This is a genomic window from Vibrio sp. 1731 (assembly GCF_033339955.1).
In the GTDB taxonomy this organism is placed as follows: Bacteria; Pseudomonadota; Gammaproteobacteria; order Enterobacterales; family Vibrionaceae; genus Vibrio; species Vibrio alginolyticus.
This window is the reverse complement of record NZ_JAWOVO010000011.1, coordinates 134760-151805: the sequence shown is the minus strand read 5'-3', so window position 1 is coordinate 151805 and position 17046 is coordinate 134760. Positions and strand designations below refer to the sequence as shown.

Genomic DNA, 17046 nt, shown 5'->3' with positions numbered 1-17046 from the left:
GTAGGTTTTGTTTGGCGATAAAACTCTATCACTTACTACCGTTTTTGTTTTGAGTTCCCGCTTATCCGCGATGAACCATAAAAAAGGCTTTGGGGAGCACACCAAAGCCTTCATCTCGAACATCAATCTTAGGGGTGATGACACCCGAGTTTATTCTTCTATCAATAAAATACGAGTTTCGTAAGGTCGTAACACTTGATGGTTTGACGCGACTGCGCTCGCTGAGTTTTGATAGTTAGATAGCAAGTTTTTCGCCTTACTCATATCAAAACGTTCTGGCAGAACGCATTCCACCTCTTCAGCGTAGTAGTTATTGATACACAGCAGCGTTTGCTTATCGTTCTGACGAGCGTAAGCGAAAATACGTTTGTGCTCTGGCAGCAGGTCCTCGTAACGGCCATCGGTGATGACTGGAACCTGTTTACGCAGTTCAATCAGACGCTTGTAAAAGTAGAACACCGAGTTCAAATCGGCAACCGCAGCTTCAGCATTGATTTCAGAGTAATTCTGCGCCACTTCAAGCCACGGCGTTCCCTCAGTAAAGCCCGCGTGTTTTGCACTGTTCCATTGCATTGGTGTACGTGAATTATCACGCGACTTCTGTGCCAAGATCGCCATCATATCGTCATGAGATACACCATCACGGTTGACCATAATGTCGTACATGTTAGTACTTTCAACATCACGATATTGGCTGATTTCGGTATAACCCGGGTTGGTCATGCCGATCTCTTCCCCCTGGTAAACATAAGGTGTGCCTTGCATCATGTGCACTGATGCCGCAAGCATCTTGGCAGATTCAACACGGTATTGCTCGTCGTTACCTAATCGGCTCACAACGCGTGGCTGGTCGTGGTTACACCAGAACAGCGCCCCCCACCCTTTGCCATTTAAGCCCGTTTGCCAATGATTGAAGATCTGTTTTAACTGAATGAAATCAAACGGCGCTTTGGTCCATTTTTCACCATTTGGATAATCGACTTTCAGATGATGGAAGTTGAACACCATGGATAGCTCTTTGCCGTCTAGCGAAGAATATTGCTGGCAGTGCTCTAGCGTAGTGGAAGACATTTCACCCACCGTCACGCTGCCGTATTTTTGAAACACAGATTCGCTAATCTCTTGAAGGTATTCGTGCACACGTGGACCATCCGTGTAGAAACGACGACCATCACCAATATCGTCACTTGGAAAATCTTGCTGCTTGGAAATCAGGTTGATAACGTCGAGACGGAAACCATCGACACCTTTGTCTGCCCAGAAGCTGATGACTTCTTTCACTTCTTCACGCACTACTGGGTTTTCCCAGTTTAAGTCCGCTTGCTCTTTAGCAAAAAGGTGCAAATAGTACTGGCCTGTTTTTTCATCTAGCGCCCAAGCGTTGCCACCAAACTTTGATTGCCAGTTGTTTGGTTCAGCACCATCTACCGGATCTTTCCAGATGTAGTAATCACGGTATGGGCTGTTTTTATCACCCAGTGCGGATTGGAACCACTTGTGTTCTGTCGACGTGTGGTTCACTACAATGTCCATGATGATACGAATACCCAACTGATGCGCTTCTGCTAGCAAAGTATCGAAATCTTCCATAGTGCCGAACTCAGGGTTGATCGAGTAGTAATCGGATATGTCATAACCGTTGTCGATCATTGGCGATTGGTAAACCGGCGTCAGCCAAATCGCATCCACACCAAGATGCTTAAGATAATCCAGCTTAGAAATGATCCCTTTGATGTCGCCCGTGCCTTTACTGCCACTGTCACAAAAGCTTTTTGGGTAAATTTGATAGATGGTTGCGGTTTTCCACCAGCTCTCATCATGCTTGGTCATAGCCATTTCTAACACTCACTTACCAGTAATCGGAAACTTAAAATTTGAAAAGAAAAATAGGAGGAGGCAGCCAAGTCACTGCCTCAAATAGAATTACGCGTTTGCAGGCTCAAGCTCACCTTTGGCTTGTGCACGCTTATAAAGAATTAACGTTAATGCAGCAGGTACTAGCATTGCGACTAACATAGCCAAAGCAAAAATGCCCCAGAACTGCGGTTGGATAGACAAGATGCCCGGCAAACCGCCCACACCGATACCGTTCGCCATTACGCCCGCACTACCACAAATAGCAGCAGCACACGCACTACCGATCATCGCGCTCAGCATTGGGAACTTGTATTTTAAGTTGATGCCGTACATCGCCGGCTCGGTCACACCAAGGTAAGCAGAGATAGCCGCAGGTACTGAGATATCACGCTCGCCATGTTTTTTACTGATGATAATGATGCCGACGACCGCAGACGCTTGAGCAATATTTGAAAGCGCAATCAGAGGCCAAATTGGCGTGCCGCCTAGCTCTTGCATTAATTGAAGGTCAACCGCGTTGGTGGTGTGGTGAATACCAGTAATGACCAACGGCGCGTATAGGAAGCCGAAGATGGTTGAGCCAATCATTGCGAAGTCACCTGTCATGGCTGCTTTTGCTGCGAAAGCAACACCATCACCCAACATACGACCGAATGGGCCAATGATAGAGTGCGCAAGAATCACAGACACGATGATAGAGACAAACGGCACGACCACTAGGTAAAGGTAAGACGGAATGATGCGTTTTAAGTTGGTTTCAATAAACGCCAGAGCCATACCAGCAAGCATTGCTGGAATCACTTGCGCCTGATAGCCCACTTTCTCGATGGTAAATAAGCCAAAGTCCCACACTTCGGGTACTTGCTTACCAATCAGGTAGGCGTTCATCAACTGCGGCGAAACCAATGTTACACCAAGCGTGATACCCAGAATCGGAGTACCGCCGAGCTTTTTCACTGTCGACCAACATACGCCAACCGGTAGGAAGAAGAAGATCGCCTCACCAATCAGCCATAAGAAAGAGTGTACAGTTGCCCAAAACTGGCTGATTTCCGTTAGCGTTTGACCATCAAACATCTTGATGTCGCCAATCACGTTACGGAAACCAAGGATCAGACCACCGGTGATGATCGCTGGTAGCAGTGGTACAAAGATTTCTGCAAGGTGGGAAATACCACGCTCAACGATATTCATGTTTTGACGAGCAGCGTTCTTCGCTTCGTCTTTGCTGGCTTCACTTTTACCCGTCAGTCCGATCAGTACCTTGTAAACTTCATCCACTTCAGTACCGATAACCACTTGGAACTGGCCTGCGTTGGTAAAACAGCCCTTCACCATCGGTAATGTTTCTAACTGTTTCGTATCTGCTTTGTCCGTATCATTTAGAACAAAACGCAAGCGAGTTAAACAGTGACTTACACTGGCAATATTGTCCGGCCCCCCGACCAGCTCAATAAGACGCTCCACGTCTTTACGCGCAATCTTACTCATAACTTTGTCCACCCTGTATTGGATACATTCGATTCATCATTTTGTTTTTATAAATGGGAACATTCCCATTTCTTAATTTTAATATTGCCATTCGAAGACAAAAAACAAAATGGGAACAGTCCCATTAATTGAGAATGATCACAGTATAATTTTAGAGCAGATCGTTTTAGTGTGGATTAACAAACGATAGGCTGTTGAGTAAAGTGAACCACTTCCTCATCACCATTTAATTGATTGATCAGCATGTTAGCGGACTTCTCACCTGCAAGGGTATAACCTGGGTCGACACTAAATACTTTAGGGAAAAGGAAAGAGAGCAATTCATTACCACCAACACCTGTCACAACCACGTCTTCACGGCCTAACTCTTGAAGACGCTTAATCACGCCCAACGCGATAGTGTCACTGGCGCACACGATGGCCTGAGTATCAGATTGAAGGACTTTGTCTACCAACTGATAAGCACTTTCATGGCTCAACTTACCCGTTTGGAAACAAGGTGCAATTTGCTTGCGTTGACACCAAGCTTTATAAGCATTTAGACGAGCTAAGCCAGTGGTTTTGTCTTCAGGATCAACACCAATATAAGCAATGCGAGATAAAGATTGCTGCTCAAGGTGAGACAAAGCCATGTCTATCACACCTTGGTTATCGTAGTTGATCGAGGAAACCATTTGCGTGTCCATCGCGATCACGACGATACGATTCCCCCACTCCGCCAATGCTCGCTCATCACATCCAGTAAAACCAAACACGATCACCCCATCGACGTTGCGACGTCTAAGCACATCCAAATGCTCATTGGTTTTATCGCTATCGAATTGGCTCTCCATGATCACCGCATCATAACCAGCGGAATACAAAGCATTGAGCATGGTACCAACGGCGCGATTTTCTGATGGTGAATCTAAACGGGAGATGATAACCCCAATAACTTTTTGGCTGCCGCCACGCATTGATTGCGCCGACTTTGATGGGACGTAGCCTGATTCACGAATGATTTGCTCTACCTTCTCTCGCGTTTGGGGTTTCACTTTTGGATCGTTAGTAAGCACACGGCTTACTGTCGATTTGCCCACGCCTGCCAATTTTGCGATATCAAGAATGGTGAGTTTTTTGCTCATAAGTGTTCAGACTAAAAGAAGGAATCAAACAAAAAGGAAGCAGTGGCTTCCCTTAACTCAGTCAGTAATGAAGATTACTTGTTTAAGTACGCAGGCACATCTGCAATGCTATCTAATACTACCGTTGCAATGGCTTCGCCCTGTTCCGTTACTGGCTTACCAGTGCGAACCAAAATCTTAGTGCCAACGCCTGCCGCTTCTGCTGCCATCATGTCTTCAGCTTTATCGCCGATCATCACAGATTTCTCCATGTCGATCTTCAAGAAGTCACGCGCAGAAATGAACATGCCTGGTTTTGGCTTACGGCACTCACAATCTTGCTTGTACTCGCCAATGCCATGTTCTGGATGATGTGGACAGTAATAGATACCATCGAACTCAACACCATTATCAGCAAAGTTCCAATCCATCCATTGAGTCAGAGACAAGAAACGGTCTTCACTGAATTTACCGCGTGCGATGCCCGATTGATTCGTCACTAACACTAGAAGGTAGCCTTTATCTTTTAGCGCTTTCGTCGCTTCAAATACACCATCAATGTACTCAAAATCATGTTCGTCATGAACGTAGCCGTGGTCAACGTTTATCACGCCATCACGATCGATAAAAACAGCAGGTTTTGCCAAAACGTATTTCTCTATTAACTCGGTTTAATCAGATTATTACATACCTTATAAACTTCAACACTATCTAATTCATTCTAGGCCTCGACAAAACGGTTGATTTGTTGGGCAAGAATCGGTAAATCTGAGGGTGCCCCGCCGTCTACCTCCTGCTTGTTATCTATACATCTTCGTTTCAAAACAGAACATCCATACATTTAGACGTCTAGACGTAAAAATATCTATTGACTTCATTCTGCTTAACCCATAGCATCAACTGAAAATTGAGATAAAGCTCAACATTAAGTTCTGTCAAAGGCCGTTTTTGACAGCGAAGTTCCCCGTATCTTTGGGCAGGTTGAAACATGATAGAAATAAAAAACGTCAATAAAGTGTTCTACCAAGGCAGTAAGGAAATCCTTGCCCTGAAAGACATTAACCTACACATCGACAAAGGCACCATCTTTGGTGTTATCGGTTCATCAGGTGCTGGTAAAAGTACGCTGATTCGCTGTGTCAACATGCTAGAAGCACCGACCTCTGGTTCCATCATCGTTGATGGTGTGGATCTAACCAAACTCAGTAAAAAACAACTAGTCGAAACACGCCGTAACATTGGCATGATCTTCCAGCACTTTAACCTGCTTTCGTCTCGTACTGTGTTTGATAATGTGGCATTACCCCTAGAACTGGCAGGTAAAGACAAATCGCAAATCACAACAAAAGTAACTGAGTTGCTAAAGCTTGTAGGCTTAGCCGACAAACACGAGAGCTACCCATCTAACTTAAGTGGCGGACAAAAACAGCGTGTGGCAATTGCTCGTGCATTGGCATCCGATCCTAGCGTGCTGCTTTGTGATGAGGCCACTAGCGCACTAGATCCAGCAACAACTCAATCTATCCTTGAGTTATTGAAAGAGATCAACCGCAAACTCAACATCACGATTTTACTTATCACTCACGAAATGGAAGTCGTAAAAAGCATCTGTCACGAAGTAGCAATCATCGGTGGTGGTGAGCTGGTGGAAAAAGGCACCGTTGGCGATATTTTTGCGCACCCTAAGACAGAGCTAGCACACCAATTCATTCGCTCAACGCTGGATCTTTCCATTCCTGAAGATTACCAAGCACGTCTGCAAGCAGAGCGTGTTGATGGCAGCTACCCGTTGGTTCGCTTAGAGTTTACTGGCGCAACCGTCGATGCACCGTTAATGTCGCAAATTTCTCGTAAATACAATATTGATGTGAGTATTTTGAGTTCCGACCTTGATTACGCTGGTGGCGTGAAATTCGGCATGATGGTCGCAGAGCTATTTGGTAACGAAGAAGATGACAACGCAGCTCTTGAATACCTGCGTAAGCACAACGTAAAAGTAGAGGTACTTGGTTATGTCCTTTAATACGATTTCTGAATGGCTGAGTTTAAACAGCAAACTACTTTTAGGTGCAACGTGGGAAACGCTTTACATGGTTGCGGTTGCCGGATTAGTCGGCTTTGCTGTGGGTATTCCATTAGGCGTAATCCTCCATATTACTAAGAAAGGCGGCCTACTTGAAAACACCAAACTAAATAGCGGCTTAGGCGCTATCGTTAACATTGGTCGTTCAGTGCCATTCCTCGTACTGATGGTTGCGATTATTCCAGTGACAAAAATGCTAGTTGGAACCTTTATCGGCACAACCGCAGCAATCGTCCCACTGACTATTGGCGCCATTCCTTTTGTCGCTCGTCTTATTGAAGGTGCTTTATTAGAAGTACCGACAGGCTTGGTGGAAGCAGCGCAGTCAATGGGGGCGACACCAACACAGATCATCACAAAAGTTCTACTACCTGAAGCAATGCCGACTATTGTTAACTCAGTAACGATTACCTTGGTCACTCTCGTTAGCTACTCAGCTATGGCGGGTACGGTAGGCGGCGGCGGCCTAGGTGACGTAGCCATTCGTTACGGTTTCCACCGCTACGATGTAACTATCATGGCCGTGACTGTCGTGATGTTGATTGTTCTAGTACAGATTATTCAGTCTATCGGCGACGCAGTGGTGCGCCGTGTAGACCACAGATAAGCATCAAAAATACAAATTATAAGGAGATAAAGATGAAATTTAGCCTTAAAGGTCTTTTGACTGTAGCAACGGCCGCCTCTGCTCTTGCTCTAGCGGGTTGCGGCGACAAAGAAGTAGACGTAAACAAAGTAAAAGTTGGCGTTATTGCTGGTGCTGAAGCACAAGTAGCCGAAGTTGCCGCTAAAGTAGCAAAAGAGAAATACAACCTAGACGTTGAGCTAGTAACATTTACCGATTACGTAACACCAAACGCCGCTCTGGATGATGGTTCAGTAGACGCGAATGCGTTCCAGCACAAACCATACCTAGACCAACAAGTGAAAGACCGCGGCTACAAACTGGCTATCGCGGGTAACTCATTCGTTTACCCTATTGCTGGTTACTCAAAGCAAGTAAAATCAATTGATGAAATTCAAGATGGCGCACGCATCGCAGTACCAAACGACCCAACGAACCTAGGTCGCTCACTACTGCTTCTTGAGCAACAAGGTTTGATTACGCTACGTGATGGCGTTGGTCTACTCGCTACAGTACGTGACATCGTAGGCAACCCTAAAAATATCGAAATCATTGAACTAGAAGCCCCACAGCTTCCACGTTCACTGGATGACGTAACGCTATCTATCATCAACACCACTTACGCAAGCTCTATCGACCTATCGCCAGAGCGTGACGGCGTGTTCGTTGAAGATAAAGACTCACCATACGTAAACCTAATTGTCGCTCGCGAAGAAAATGTTAATGCGCAAAACGTACAAAACTTCGTAAAAGCTTACCAAACGGAAGAAGTTTACGAAGCGGCAAAAGAGCTGTTCAAAGGCGGTGTTGTGAAAGGTTGGTAATCCCACTTTTCAAAACATGACCGAAAACAACGTTCCAAACGTAAACGTTCTAAACCTAAAAGGGCTGATGTAAAAACATCAGCCCTTTTTATTTCTCTATCTAACCATTTAAGTAGCTTCAATTCGCTACTTAAGGTGGTCCCAAGAGATATTCGACACGATTCGGCAGTCATCACACTTAAAATGAAATATGTCATGTAGTGGCTCATCGAGTAGCCACTCGCCATCGCATTTTGGACACTTGCGCGCTTTCTCGCTCTCCAGCGACTGACCTCCGACACGATACTGGTAATAGTACGTAGGGATCTTCGTGATGTATTCGATACGGCCACGTAAGTCCCAACCTCGGCGAAACAGCACACTATCCACATCGCAAATTTCGTGCAGCGCCGCATGTTCCGCTCGGCAACCCCCTGCCATTTGGATTTCATCACACGCTTGCCACTCAGTCTGCCACTTAATGACGGCTTTATGGTCTCCATTAAGTGTTGGCTCATTACGATACAAAGGAATTGGCAACAGGGTTTCACCACTTCGCAAAGGCGAACACGTATGAACATAAGTCGTGTACAACACTTGCCAGCTAGGTGTCTCTTCTTCGGCTGCTTGTTCTGAATTCAAATCACGCCCCAGCATACGCATTTTCGGAGCAAGCAAAGACGCATCCGACAAACGGTTCATGCACACTTTGACGAAATCTGAGTGATAACGTGGATGCAAGCTGTCTTGTTCTGGGCAAACAACACGAACGAAAAATTCACCTTCTCCCATCACTATCGGGAATTCACGACCTAATACTTGGCCGTTGTAACGCAGAGCATCCATCAAGCCATTAATGGCTTTGTCTACCGCGCTGACGGTGGTGTTATCAAAACACTCAAACTGCAACTCAACAACATACATACTTAGACGGCAGCCTCTAACTTATTCAAGAACTCAACCAATGAATCTGCCAATACATCACGTTTAGAGGTGCCCAAACGCTCTAGAATCACATTGCCAGTGAGGTTACAAATAGAAATCACATCCATTTCCTCATCTGTCGCTGCGATAAATACTGTTGGTTTAAGTTTCAAGCGGCGCTGCGTCACCAAATGACCAAGAATATTTTCTTGTAGACGCACGAAATCGTCATCGCTCCACACTTGCAGCAGCGTCAACGAATTACCTTGCCAAATTGCCTCCATATCGGCGCAGTATTGAGAACCATAAAAGGCTTTAACATCATCTTGCAGTGACAACTCAATCGCATTTTCCACATTGGTGAAATCGGCCATTTCATCACGTGCGACCGATTTCCAAAGCACCTTTCCATCACGCTTCTCTTCGACACAAGGAGAAACAAGCTCTGCAAGCTCTTCACTGCTTGGCAACTCATTGTGCTTAGCTTGCCAAGCTTGTTGGTAGCGCAGGCTGAACTCTTGTAGCGCCTGAGTAACGTTTTGGATCATGAAGGTCTCCTCATTCCTTATTTATCAGATAGCCGTACTTGCCGGATGGCAATTGACCAGCGGATTCAGTAAAATTCTCGCCATTCTAATCGAAAACGACCACAAAGTATGAGCAAATATTCTGACGCTAAAGAGCTTGCTGGCCTAACACTAGGTAAAACGACCGAGTATGCGAACCAGTATGACCCAAGCTTGCTGCAACCAGTCCCTCGCAGCCTGAACCGAGATGACCTTCAGTTAGGCGATACTCTGCCTTTTATGGGGCACGACATTTGGACGCTGTATGAACTGTCTTGGTTAAATAGTAAAGGTTTACCACAAGTGGCCGTTGGCGAAGTATACATTCCAGCCACCAGTGCAAACTTGATTGAATCGAAGTCTTTCAAACTGTACTTAAACAGCTACAACCAAACCCGCTTTGCAAGCTGGGAAGAAGTGACTGAGCGTTTAACACAAGACCTGTCTGAATGCGCAGGTGAAAAGGTGCTGGTTGAGGTGAATCCAGTGACCCACTATACCAATCAACCTATTGTGACAATGGACGGTGAATGTATAGATGACCAAGACATTGACATCACCAGTTACGATTTTGATGCCGATTTACTTGAAGGTGCGGCAGGTGAAGTACAAGTTGAAGAGGTGCTACATAGCCACCTATTGAAATCAAACTGTTTGATCACTAACCAACCCGACTGGGGCAGTGTAGAAATTCGCTACCAAGGCGCAAAAATAGATCGTGAGAAGCTGTTACGTTACTTAGTGTCTTTCCGCGAGCACAATGAGTTCCACGAACAGTGTGTAGAGCGTATTTTTACGGATCTAATGAAATACTGCCAACCAAGCAAACTGACCGTATTTGCCCGCTATACGCGCCGTGGTGGCTTGGATATCAACCCTTACCGCTCAACGGAACAAGATAAGCCAGCTCACAATCACCGTATGGCTCGTCAGTAAGCGCATAGGCAACAGAAATAAGTTCGGCAATCTAAAGGGTTGCCGGACGTTTTTATTGTCCAAGCATGTTACTATACCAAATGGCTTAAACCCGCATTTAAACGGCTAATTGAGGCTTTTCGCCGTTATCGCAATATCTAAAAACAGTTCGAGGGAACGAAAGGATGTTTTGGGACAGTTCGCGTCTATTCAAGTTGATTGGCTTTCTTTGCTTGCTGTTTGTACAGCCACTTCATGCAACCATTTTATCGTCCGCGTTACTCAACGAAGCACAACAATTGGCGGAAATAGAGCCATCACAAGCAAAACAAGCGGCAACCAACTATTTGTCACAGCGTGAGCTAACAGAACGCAAAGAAAGTGACAGCCCTTCAGCCATGTCTCGCGACGAAACAGATCGTAGCGTTCGCACACCAAGCAGCACCATCGAAGCGCACAAGATTATCGCTCAGGCAGATTACGCCATGGGTAATGTTCGTTCGGCTATCGAGCACCTAAATAAAGCGGAACGCTTAGCGCAAGAATATCAATTGCCGTACATGGACTTAGATCTCCAGCTGATGCGCAACCAAATGATTTGGATGTACGACGAAAACTACTCAAAAGCGGAAGACACGCTTAACCAAATTGAACAACAGCTCGATGAAGCCGATGCCGTATTACAACGCACCGACAGCGTTCGCTACCGACTAGTGATGCAAAGAGCACTCCTCGCTTCACATAGTGGCGATATCATTAAAGCGGAAAACTTGTACTCTGAAGCAAAGACCATGCTTGACGATAGCCGCTCTGAGTTAGCCTTGATCGACTACTACACTGCCGTCGGCGAGTTTTACCTCAATAGCAAGAAGTACAATTTGGCTTTGTCAGAACTGCTATACGGTTATTGGCAATCTATTGAAAGTAACAGTGGTGCAAGATTAGCAAAAGTGAATCGCCTTTTGGCTAGGCTCTTCCAGGAGCGACGAGTGTACGACAAAGCGATCGAATACTTATCTCAAGCCGCAGATTTTTATGACTCTTACCCTAGCTCTCCGATCCTAGCGGACGTCCTAGAGCAAATGGGCGACATCTACTTTTATCAGGGTAAGTTTAACCTTGCGTTAGTGCATTACTTCAACGTGCTTGACCATGAAAGTACCAGTAAGAACATCAATAGAATCATTAAAATTCGCTTAAGCTTGGCGGCTACCTACCTACAACTCTATAACTACGCGCTAGCAGAGCAGTACTTAGACCGCTCTAAAGAGCTTTTAGAATACACCAATATTCCTAAGCTTGAAGCAAAGGCTGCCCTGCTTCAGTCAGGTCTGGCTTATCATCAAAATGACAGTAAAGACGTCATTACTAACGCAAAGCTGGCGTTAGCGCTTGCTGAAAAGTCACCTGAAAATAACAACTTCATTAAGCAGCAGTCATACCGTTTACTTGGGTTGGGTTACGAGCAGGCAGGCGAATACAAACTTTCTCTGCAAGCTTATAAAAAATACACAAACCTCGTTCGTCTAGAACAAAAGCAGCTTAACCAAATCAGTGAGGATGCGTTCCGTCAGCAAAAAGAATTTGCCGAACAAACCATCCATTACATCGGTCAATCAGAACGCTTAGAGCAAGTGGAAAGAGAGCATCGTAAATTCCAGAAAATCTCATTTGCATTGTTTATTACTGTATTGGTCATGTTTTTGTTCATTATGCGCCGTGGTGTCATTATGCAGCGCCAAGCAAGTGAAATCGAAAAACTGCGTAACGACCTCTTCACCCACTCTCGCTCTCGTTTACGTAACTTGCGTATGCTGAATGTTAAGCTTTCTCGCTCATTGAAAAAGTCGAGCGAAACTTTCGAGCAATGGCAAATGGGTGAATTGATCCACGAACCACTTAATGATCGCCTACGCTTTGTTATGATCGATTTGCCATTCTTACGAAGCATGTACGTCCATAACGGCTATAAGGCAGGTCTAGAACTAGAACGGGCATTTGGCGACTTCCTTGCGGAAAAAATAGAAAAACCGTCGCGTCTTTACCATTTCTCAGATGCGAACTTACTCTACATAGAACCGAACGCTGACCGTGATGCTTCTGCCGAAGTCATGTTCGAAAAATTCCAGACTTGGGTGGATGAGTTCGCACAGCAGCACAACGTCAATCGTATTATTCGTATGGGCATCAGTGATTATCCGTTCTTACCCCGAGCCTACACTGCAATTAACGATGAGGAATTACTCGATCTGTTGTTGCTTGCGACTCACATCGCACGAGAAGTCAGCTTGAAGGATAAGCAAAGCCACTGGGTGTTCTTAAAAGCCATCGATAATGCGCCTGCTGCTAGCTTTGCAACAGGTAACATAAGAACTGCCTGTCAACATGCCATTAGCCAAGGCCTGATCAAGATCCATTCGTCCTACAAGAATGAGGACGACATCAAGAAAATATTAAAAAATGGATAATTAAACGCCTGTTGAACGTAATAACTAATGACGCTATAAAGTTTTTTGTTATTATCAGATAATTGTCAGTAGTACATGGACTTAACCGTAGTCACTTCATGGGAATCTTGGAATCCGATATTCAGTCGCAGCTGCATCAGCTGAGTTGTCAACTTGACCAACTCAGACTGACTCATCGTGATACTTCACTCAAATTCAAACGTGAACAACAAGTTCTTAAACGCGTTGTGGCATCATTGTCTTCAGCTTGCCAGGGTTCCCAGGGTTCGAATACTCAGGTATCCAACTACCTATTTGAAATCCAACAAGAGCTGCAACATCAAAAAGATATCAGCACTCTTATCCCGCGTTTAGCGGTATTAGAGAGGATGCTCAAACAGCAGTCGAAGACGATGGATAAACAAAACGGTTACCTTGACGAACAAATCAAGCACAGTGGTGAAACACTGCAACGTGTCACGGGCTTACCTGCGCAGTTAAAACGTGAACTACGGAACCTGATGAGTTTCTCTGAAGTTCACGCCAGCAATAAAGCTGATCAAGCCACTAAGCTACTGAGTATTTACGAACGCGCTCTGAAAATCATCACGTCTAATTCACGTCTACATCTTAGTGAATTTGAAAACAATCCCGACAGATCTCAGCTTGAGTGCTTAGCCAGCGACCTCCAACATACTATTACAGAGCTGGATTTCGAGGGAGAATCAGGCGATAGATTGCTGGATATTCGCGCTAAGTTGCTCCTTGGCGTGAGTGCCGAGTCTCTCATTGAGCTTACGCTCTCAACGCTGAAATTGGTTGTCGAAGCAACAAAGTTCGAGCGCGAGGCGTCTAGCCAATTCCTTGATCAGCTGAACACTTCTCTCGCAAGTAACCTAAAAACCGTTCATCAGAACGTCGACCAGCATCATACCTACTTTGAACACCGCCAAGAGCTCAACACAGAAATGAACAGCTTGGTTGAATTAAGCCAAAAGTCACTTAATCAAGCTCAAGATATCGCGGTTGTGAAAAAAGAAATCACGCCTCTTCTCGAAAAAATGGCGTCGCTGACAGAGCGACTGAAAATGACGGAAGAGCGAGAGCAAGCGCTGCAAGAACGGTTGAGTTACAGTAAGAACCAACTCGAAGCGGTATTTGAAACTACGCAAGATTATCGTCGACGCTTAGATGACCAAGCTCAGCGCATGTTGCTCGACCCGCTAACTAAAGTTTATAACCGCACTGCATTTAACGATCGACTAGAGCTAGAGTATCGCCGTTGGATTCGCTCTCAGCAAAACCTTCGTGTTGTGCTATTTGATGTAGACAACTTCAAAGCGGTGAATGATAGCTATGGTTATACGGCTGGCGATAAAGCGCTGAAGATCATCGCTCGTACTATTAACAAGCGCGTATCAGAAACGGAAACAGTAGCTCGCTTTGGTGGCGAGGAGTTTATTCTACTCGTCCCGGAACAATCTGAAGAATACACACTGGATCTGATTAAGCATATCCAGCGTGATATTAGCCAATTACCCTTTAAGTTCCGTGAGCAAAATATTATGATTACCTTAGCTGCTGTATCGACGTCTTTCAAAGAGTCCGATACGCCAGAGTATGTGCTCGATCGTCTTGGCAAGATGCTTGCGGACGCTAAAAAACGTGGAACAAACCAGCTTAACTGGAGCTAAGATTCGTACAAAAAGCGAGCAAACAAACCAAATTTGGTGCAATCTACGCTTTATAACCACCCATTTTCAACGAGTTATCACATTTCTTCCCTTTTAGTCTGCTAAGCTGTAAAAACCCAAGTCACTTCAAGATGATGTATTTATAAAAGGCAAATGTATCATCTTGAGGTTGCTTGGGAGTTGATAACCATAAAACCAAATCGGCCAACTACCTTTCATCAAACCATACGTATAACACCAAAAAGGTAAGTTGGTACTTTCCCTCAAATTAATGCAACACAAGGAGGCGTTATGATTACCCATATAAGCCCCGCTGGTAGCATGGACTTGCTATCTCAACTAGAAGTAGAGCGCTTAAAGAACACAGCCTCGAGTGAACTTTATCAGCTGTACCGTAATTGCACATTAGCGGTGTTGAACTCCGGTAGCCATACCGATAACTCGAAAGAACTGCTCGATAAATACCAATCGTTTGATGTCAACGTCGTGCGTCGTGAGCGTGGTATTAAGCTTGAACTGACTAATCCGCCAGAGCACGCTTTTGTTGACGGCGAAATAATTAAAGGTATCCAAGAGCATCTGTTCTCCGTATTGCGTGATATCGTTTACGTAAACATGCATTTGGCAGACGCCCAGCGGCTCAACCTTACTAACCCAATTCACATTACGAACCTCGTGTTCGGCATTCTTCGTAATGCCAGAGCATTAACTCCAGGTATCGCACCGAATCTTGTCGTATGTTGGGGTGGTCACTCTATCAATGGAGTGGAGTATCAGTACACACGTGAAGTGGGTAACGAACTGGGCCTGCGTGAACTTAACATCTGTACAGGTTGCGGCCCTGGCGCAATGGAAGGGCCGATGAAAGGTGCAGCGATTGGGCACGCAAAGCAACGTTATACTCAGCAACGTTATCTTGGTTTAACCGAGCCCTCGATTATTGCGGCCGAGCCACCAAACCCAATAGTAAATGAACTGGTCATCATGCCCGACATCGAAAAGCGCTTGGAAGCCTTCGTCCGTATGGCTCATGGTATCGTTATTTTCCCAGGTGGCCCGGGCACAGCGGAAGAGCTACTGTACATTCTTGGCATCATGATGCACCCGGATAACGCCGATCAGCCAATGCCTATCGTATTAACAGGACCAAAAGAGAGTGAAGAGTACTTCCGCTCTATTGATGAGTTCATTCGCGACACACTTGGTGAGGAAGGGCAAAAGCACTACGAGATCATCATTGACGACCCGGCAGAAGTCGCTCGTATTATGAAACGCTCCATGGACTCGGTACGCCTTCACCGAAAAGAGAAAGGCGATGCGTACAGCTTTAACTGGTCATTGAAAATTGAGCCAAACTTCCAACTGCCATTCGAGCCTACTCATGAGTCGATGGAACAATTGGATTTAAGCCTAGATCAAGAACCGCAAGTTTTAGCGGCCAACTTGCGTCAAGCCTTCTCTGGCATAGTGGCAGGTAACGTAAAGGCTGAAGGCATTCGAGAAATAGAACGTAGAGGGCCTTTCACCATTCATGGCGACGCAGTCCTCATGAAAAAACTCGATAAGTTGCTAAAAGACTTTGTCGAACAGCACCGAATGAAATTACCTGGCGGTTCAGACTACGAACCGTGTTATCGAATCGCTCACCCGGAAATTGGTGGTCGATAGTCAGGCTAGCATTCGTTACACTAGGGGCATTACGCCCCTTTTTTATTGCTAAGTCATTATGTCTATTCATCTTGTTATCATTGATGCCCTAAACCTGATCCGCCGAGTGCACTCAGCACAACCAGATCCAACCGACATAGCAAGAACCATAACCACAACGCAAAGAACCCTCACTCGCATTCTGTCAGAGGCCAACCCGACACACATCATCGCAGTTTTTGATCACCACGAACAAGACAGAGGTTGGCGCGCTGAAATTCTCCCTGACTATAAGCAAAACCGAAAACCAATGCCTCTGCCACTACTGCAAGGGTTAGATGCGATTCAACAAGCGTGGTGGGAGCAAGGTATTGATTCATTGCTGTCTGAAGGCGATGAAGCAGATGATTTGGTTGCTACACTCGCAACGAAAGTGGCCAGCCATGGTGAAAAGGTCACCATCGTTTCGACTGACAAAGGTTACTGCCAGCTGCTTTCCCCTACCCTACAAATCCGTGATTATTTCCAACATCGTTGGTTAGATGAACCATTTATCGAAAAAGAGTTCGGCGTAAAACCAAGTCAACTAGCGGATTACTGGGGATTAACAGGGATAAGCTCTAGCCAGGTTCCGGGCATACCTGGAATTGGCCCGAAAGCAGCGAAAGAGATTCTCACTCAGTTTGAGAGTATTGAAGCAGCCTACGCTAGTGAAGATCTCGTACCGAAATACCGTAAAAAATTGGATGAGCACATTGAGTCTGCTCGTTTATGTAAACTCGTCGCCGCTTTAAAGTGCGATATAGAACTAGGCTTTAACTTGCAAGATATTCGCTTTTTAGGGCCAAACAAAGCGGAGTAGTGCCCGATGGTAGTTTCACACCATGAAAC

The 17046-nt window shown here is 45.4% G+C and carries 14 protein-coding genes; 8 read left to right on the top strand and 6 right to left on the bottom strand.

Going from position 1 to position 17046, the window contains the following annotated elements:
• Positions 1-150: 150 nt before the first annotated feature.
• From treC to gmhB, 4 genes are all read right to left on the bottom strand, one after another.
• Positions 151-1836: an alpha,alpha-phosphotrehalase gene (treC, locus tag R7035_RS14730; protein ID WP_053350273.1), complete on the bottom strand. Its 1686-nt coding sequence runs from the start codon at positions 1834-1836 to the stop codon at positions 151-153.
• Positions 1837-1923: 87 nt separating this feature from the next.
• Complete coding sequence (gene treB / locus R7035_RS14725; RefSeq protein WP_262651966.1) at positions 1924-3348, bottom strand: PTS trehalose transporter subunit IIBC; 1425 nt, start codon at positions 3346-3348, stop codon at positions 1924-1926.
• Between the two features lie 176 nt (positions 3349-3524).
• Entirely contained in the window at positions 3525-4472 is a 948-nt protein-coding gene (treR, locus tag R7035_RS14720) for a trehalose operon repressor TreR (protein ID WP_262651968.1), read from the bottom strand.
• A gap of 74 nt (positions 4473-4546) precedes the next feature.
• On the bottom strand, positions 4547-5098 hold the full coding sequence (gene gmhB, locus R7035_RS14715) for a D-glycero-beta-D-manno-heptose 1,7-bisphosphate 7-phosphatase (RefSeq protein WP_005381961.1): 552 nt from the start codon (positions 5096-5098) through the stop codon (positions 4547-4549).
• A gap of 341 nt (positions 5099-5439) precedes the next feature.
• On the opposite strand from gmhB, the gene metN reads away from it, so the two are divergent.
• From metN to R7035_RS14700, 3 genes are read left to right on the top strand one after another with little or no spacing between them, the layout of a single operon-like run.
• On the top strand, positions 5440-6474 hold the full coding sequence (gene metN / locus R7035_RS14710) for a methionine ABC transporter ATP-binding protein MetN (RefSeq protein WP_005381962.1): 1035 nt from the start codon (positions 5440-5442) through the stop codon (positions 6472-6474).
• Positions 6464-7141, top strand: a complete 678-nt coding sequence (locus R7035_RS14705; protein WP_005383604.1) for a methionine ABC transporter permease — start codon at positions 6464-6466, stop codon at positions 7139-7141. Before metN ends, R7035_RS14705 begins: the two co-directional genes overlap by 11 nt.
• A 32-nt stretch (positions 7142-7173) precedes the next feature.
• Positions 7174-7983, top strand: coding sequence for a MetQ/NlpA family lipoprotein (locus R7035_RS14700; RefSeq protein ID WP_005381966.1), 810 nt, complete (start codon positions 7174-7176; stop codon positions 7981-7983).
• Between the two features lie 126 nt (positions 7984-8109).
• Here the strand turns inward: R7035_RS14700 and R7035_RS14695 are convergent, their stop codons facing one another.
• Together R7035_RS14695 and syd are read right to left on the bottom strand one after the other, a co-directional pair.
• Complete coding sequence (locus R7035_RS14695; RefSeq protein WP_005383605.1) at positions 8110-8886, bottom strand: Zn-ribbon-containing protein; 777 nt, start codon at positions 8884-8886, stop codon at positions 8110-8112.
• 2 nt (positions 8887-8888) lie between these two features.
• Complete coding sequence (gene syd, locus R7035_RS14690) at positions 8889-9434, bottom strand: SecY-interacting protein (protein ID WP_262651969.1); 546 nt, start codon at positions 9432-9434, stop codon at positions 8889-8891.
• A gap of 108 nt (positions 9435-9542) precedes the next feature.
• On the opposite strand from syd, the gene queF reads away from it, so the two are divergent.
• The 5 genes from queF to xni all read left to right on the top strand — a co-directional run bounded on the left by queF (position 9543) and on the right by xni (position 17017).
• Complete coding sequence (gene queF / locus R7035_RS14685; RefSeq protein WP_213886769.1) at positions 9543-10388, top strand: NADPH-dependent 7-cyano-7-deazaguanine reductase QueF; 846 nt, start codon at positions 9543-9545, stop codon at positions 10386-10388.
• 164 nt (positions 10389-10552) lie between these two features.
• Positions 10553-12835 carry a tetratricopeptide repeat protein gene (locus R7035_RS14680; RefSeq protein ID WP_017635678.1) on the top strand — a complete coding sequence of 761 codons (2283 nt, stop codon included), beginning with the start codon at positions 10553-10555 and terminating at the stop codon, positions 12833-12835.
• 98 nt (positions 12836-12933) lie between these two features.
• A complete protein-coding gene (locus R7035_RS14675) occupies positions 12934-14508 on the top strand; it encodes a diguanylate cyclase (RefSeq protein WP_318146173.1) in 1575 nt (524 codons plus the stop codon).
• Positions 14509-14799: 291 nt separating this feature from the next.
• Complete coding sequence (ppnN, locus tag R7035_RS14670) at positions 14800-16176, top strand: nucleotide 5'-monophosphate nucleosidase PpnN (protein WP_005383611.1); 1377 nt, start codon at positions 14800-14802, stop codon at positions 16174-16176.
• A 58-nt stretch (positions 16177-16234) separates the two neighbouring features.
• Positions 16235-17017 (top strand): flap endonuclease Xni, encoded by a 783-nt coding sequence (gene xni / locus R7035_RS14665; protein WP_262651971.1) that lies wholly within the window; start codon positions 16235-16237, stop codon positions 17015-17017.
• Positions 17018-17046 lie beyond the last annotated feature (29 nt).

What these genes read in the sequence shown, in the direction of transcription:
- ppnN (WP_005383611.1), top strand. Translation starts at nt 14,800, where the DNA reads ATGATTACCCATATAAGCCCCGCTGGTAGCATGGACTTGCTATCTCAA.
- R7035_RS14705 (WP_005383604.1), top strand. Translation starts at nt 6,464, where the DNA reads ATGTCCTTTAATACGATTTCTGAATGGCTGAGTTTAAACAGCAAACTA.
- syd (WP_262651969.1), bottom strand. Translation starts at nt 9,434, where the DNA reads ATGATCCAAAACGTTACTCAGGCGCTACAAGAGTTCAGCCTGCGCTAC.
- R7035_RS14675 (WP_318146173.1), top strand. Translation starts at nt 12,934, where the DNA reads ATGGGAATCTTGGAATCCGATATTCAGTCGCAGCTGCATCAGCTGAGT.
- treC (WP_053350273.1), bottom strand. Translation starts at nt 1,836, where the DNA reads ATGGCTATGACCAAGCATGATGAGAGCTGGTGGAAAACCGCAACCATC.
- metN (WP_005381962.1), top strand. Translation starts at nt 5,440, where the DNA reads ATGATAGAAATAAAAAACGTCAATAAAGTGTTCTACCAAGGCAGTAAG.
- treR (WP_262651968.1), bottom strand. Translation starts at nt 4,472, where the DNA reads ATGAGCAAAAAACTCACCATTCTTGATATCGCAAAATTGGCAGGCGTG.
- R7035_RS14680 (WP_017635678.1), top strand. Translation starts at nt 10,553, where the DNA reads ATGTTTTGGGACAGTTCGCGTCTATTCAAGTTGATTGGCTTTCTTTGC.
- xni (WP_262651971.1), top strand. Translation starts at nt 16,235, where the DNA reads ATGTCTATTCATCTTGTTATCATTGATGCCCTAAACCTGATCCGCCGA.
- R7035_RS14700 (WP_005381966.1), top strand. Translation starts at nt 7,174, where the DNA reads ATGAAATTTAGCCTTAAAGGTCTTTTGACTGTAGCAACGGCCGCCTCT.
- treB (WP_262651966.1), bottom strand. Translation starts at nt 3,348, where the DNA reads ATGAGTAAGATTGCGCGTAAAGACGTGGAGCGTCTTATTGAGCTGGTC.
- R7035_RS14695 (WP_005383605.1), bottom strand. Translation starts at nt 8,886, where the DNA reads ATGTATGTTGTTGAGTTGCAGTTTGAGTGTTTTGATAACACCACCGTC.
- queF (WP_213886769.1), top strand. Translation starts at nt 9,543, where the DNA reads ATGAGCAAATATTCTGACGCTAAAGAGCTTGCTGGCCTAACACTAGGT.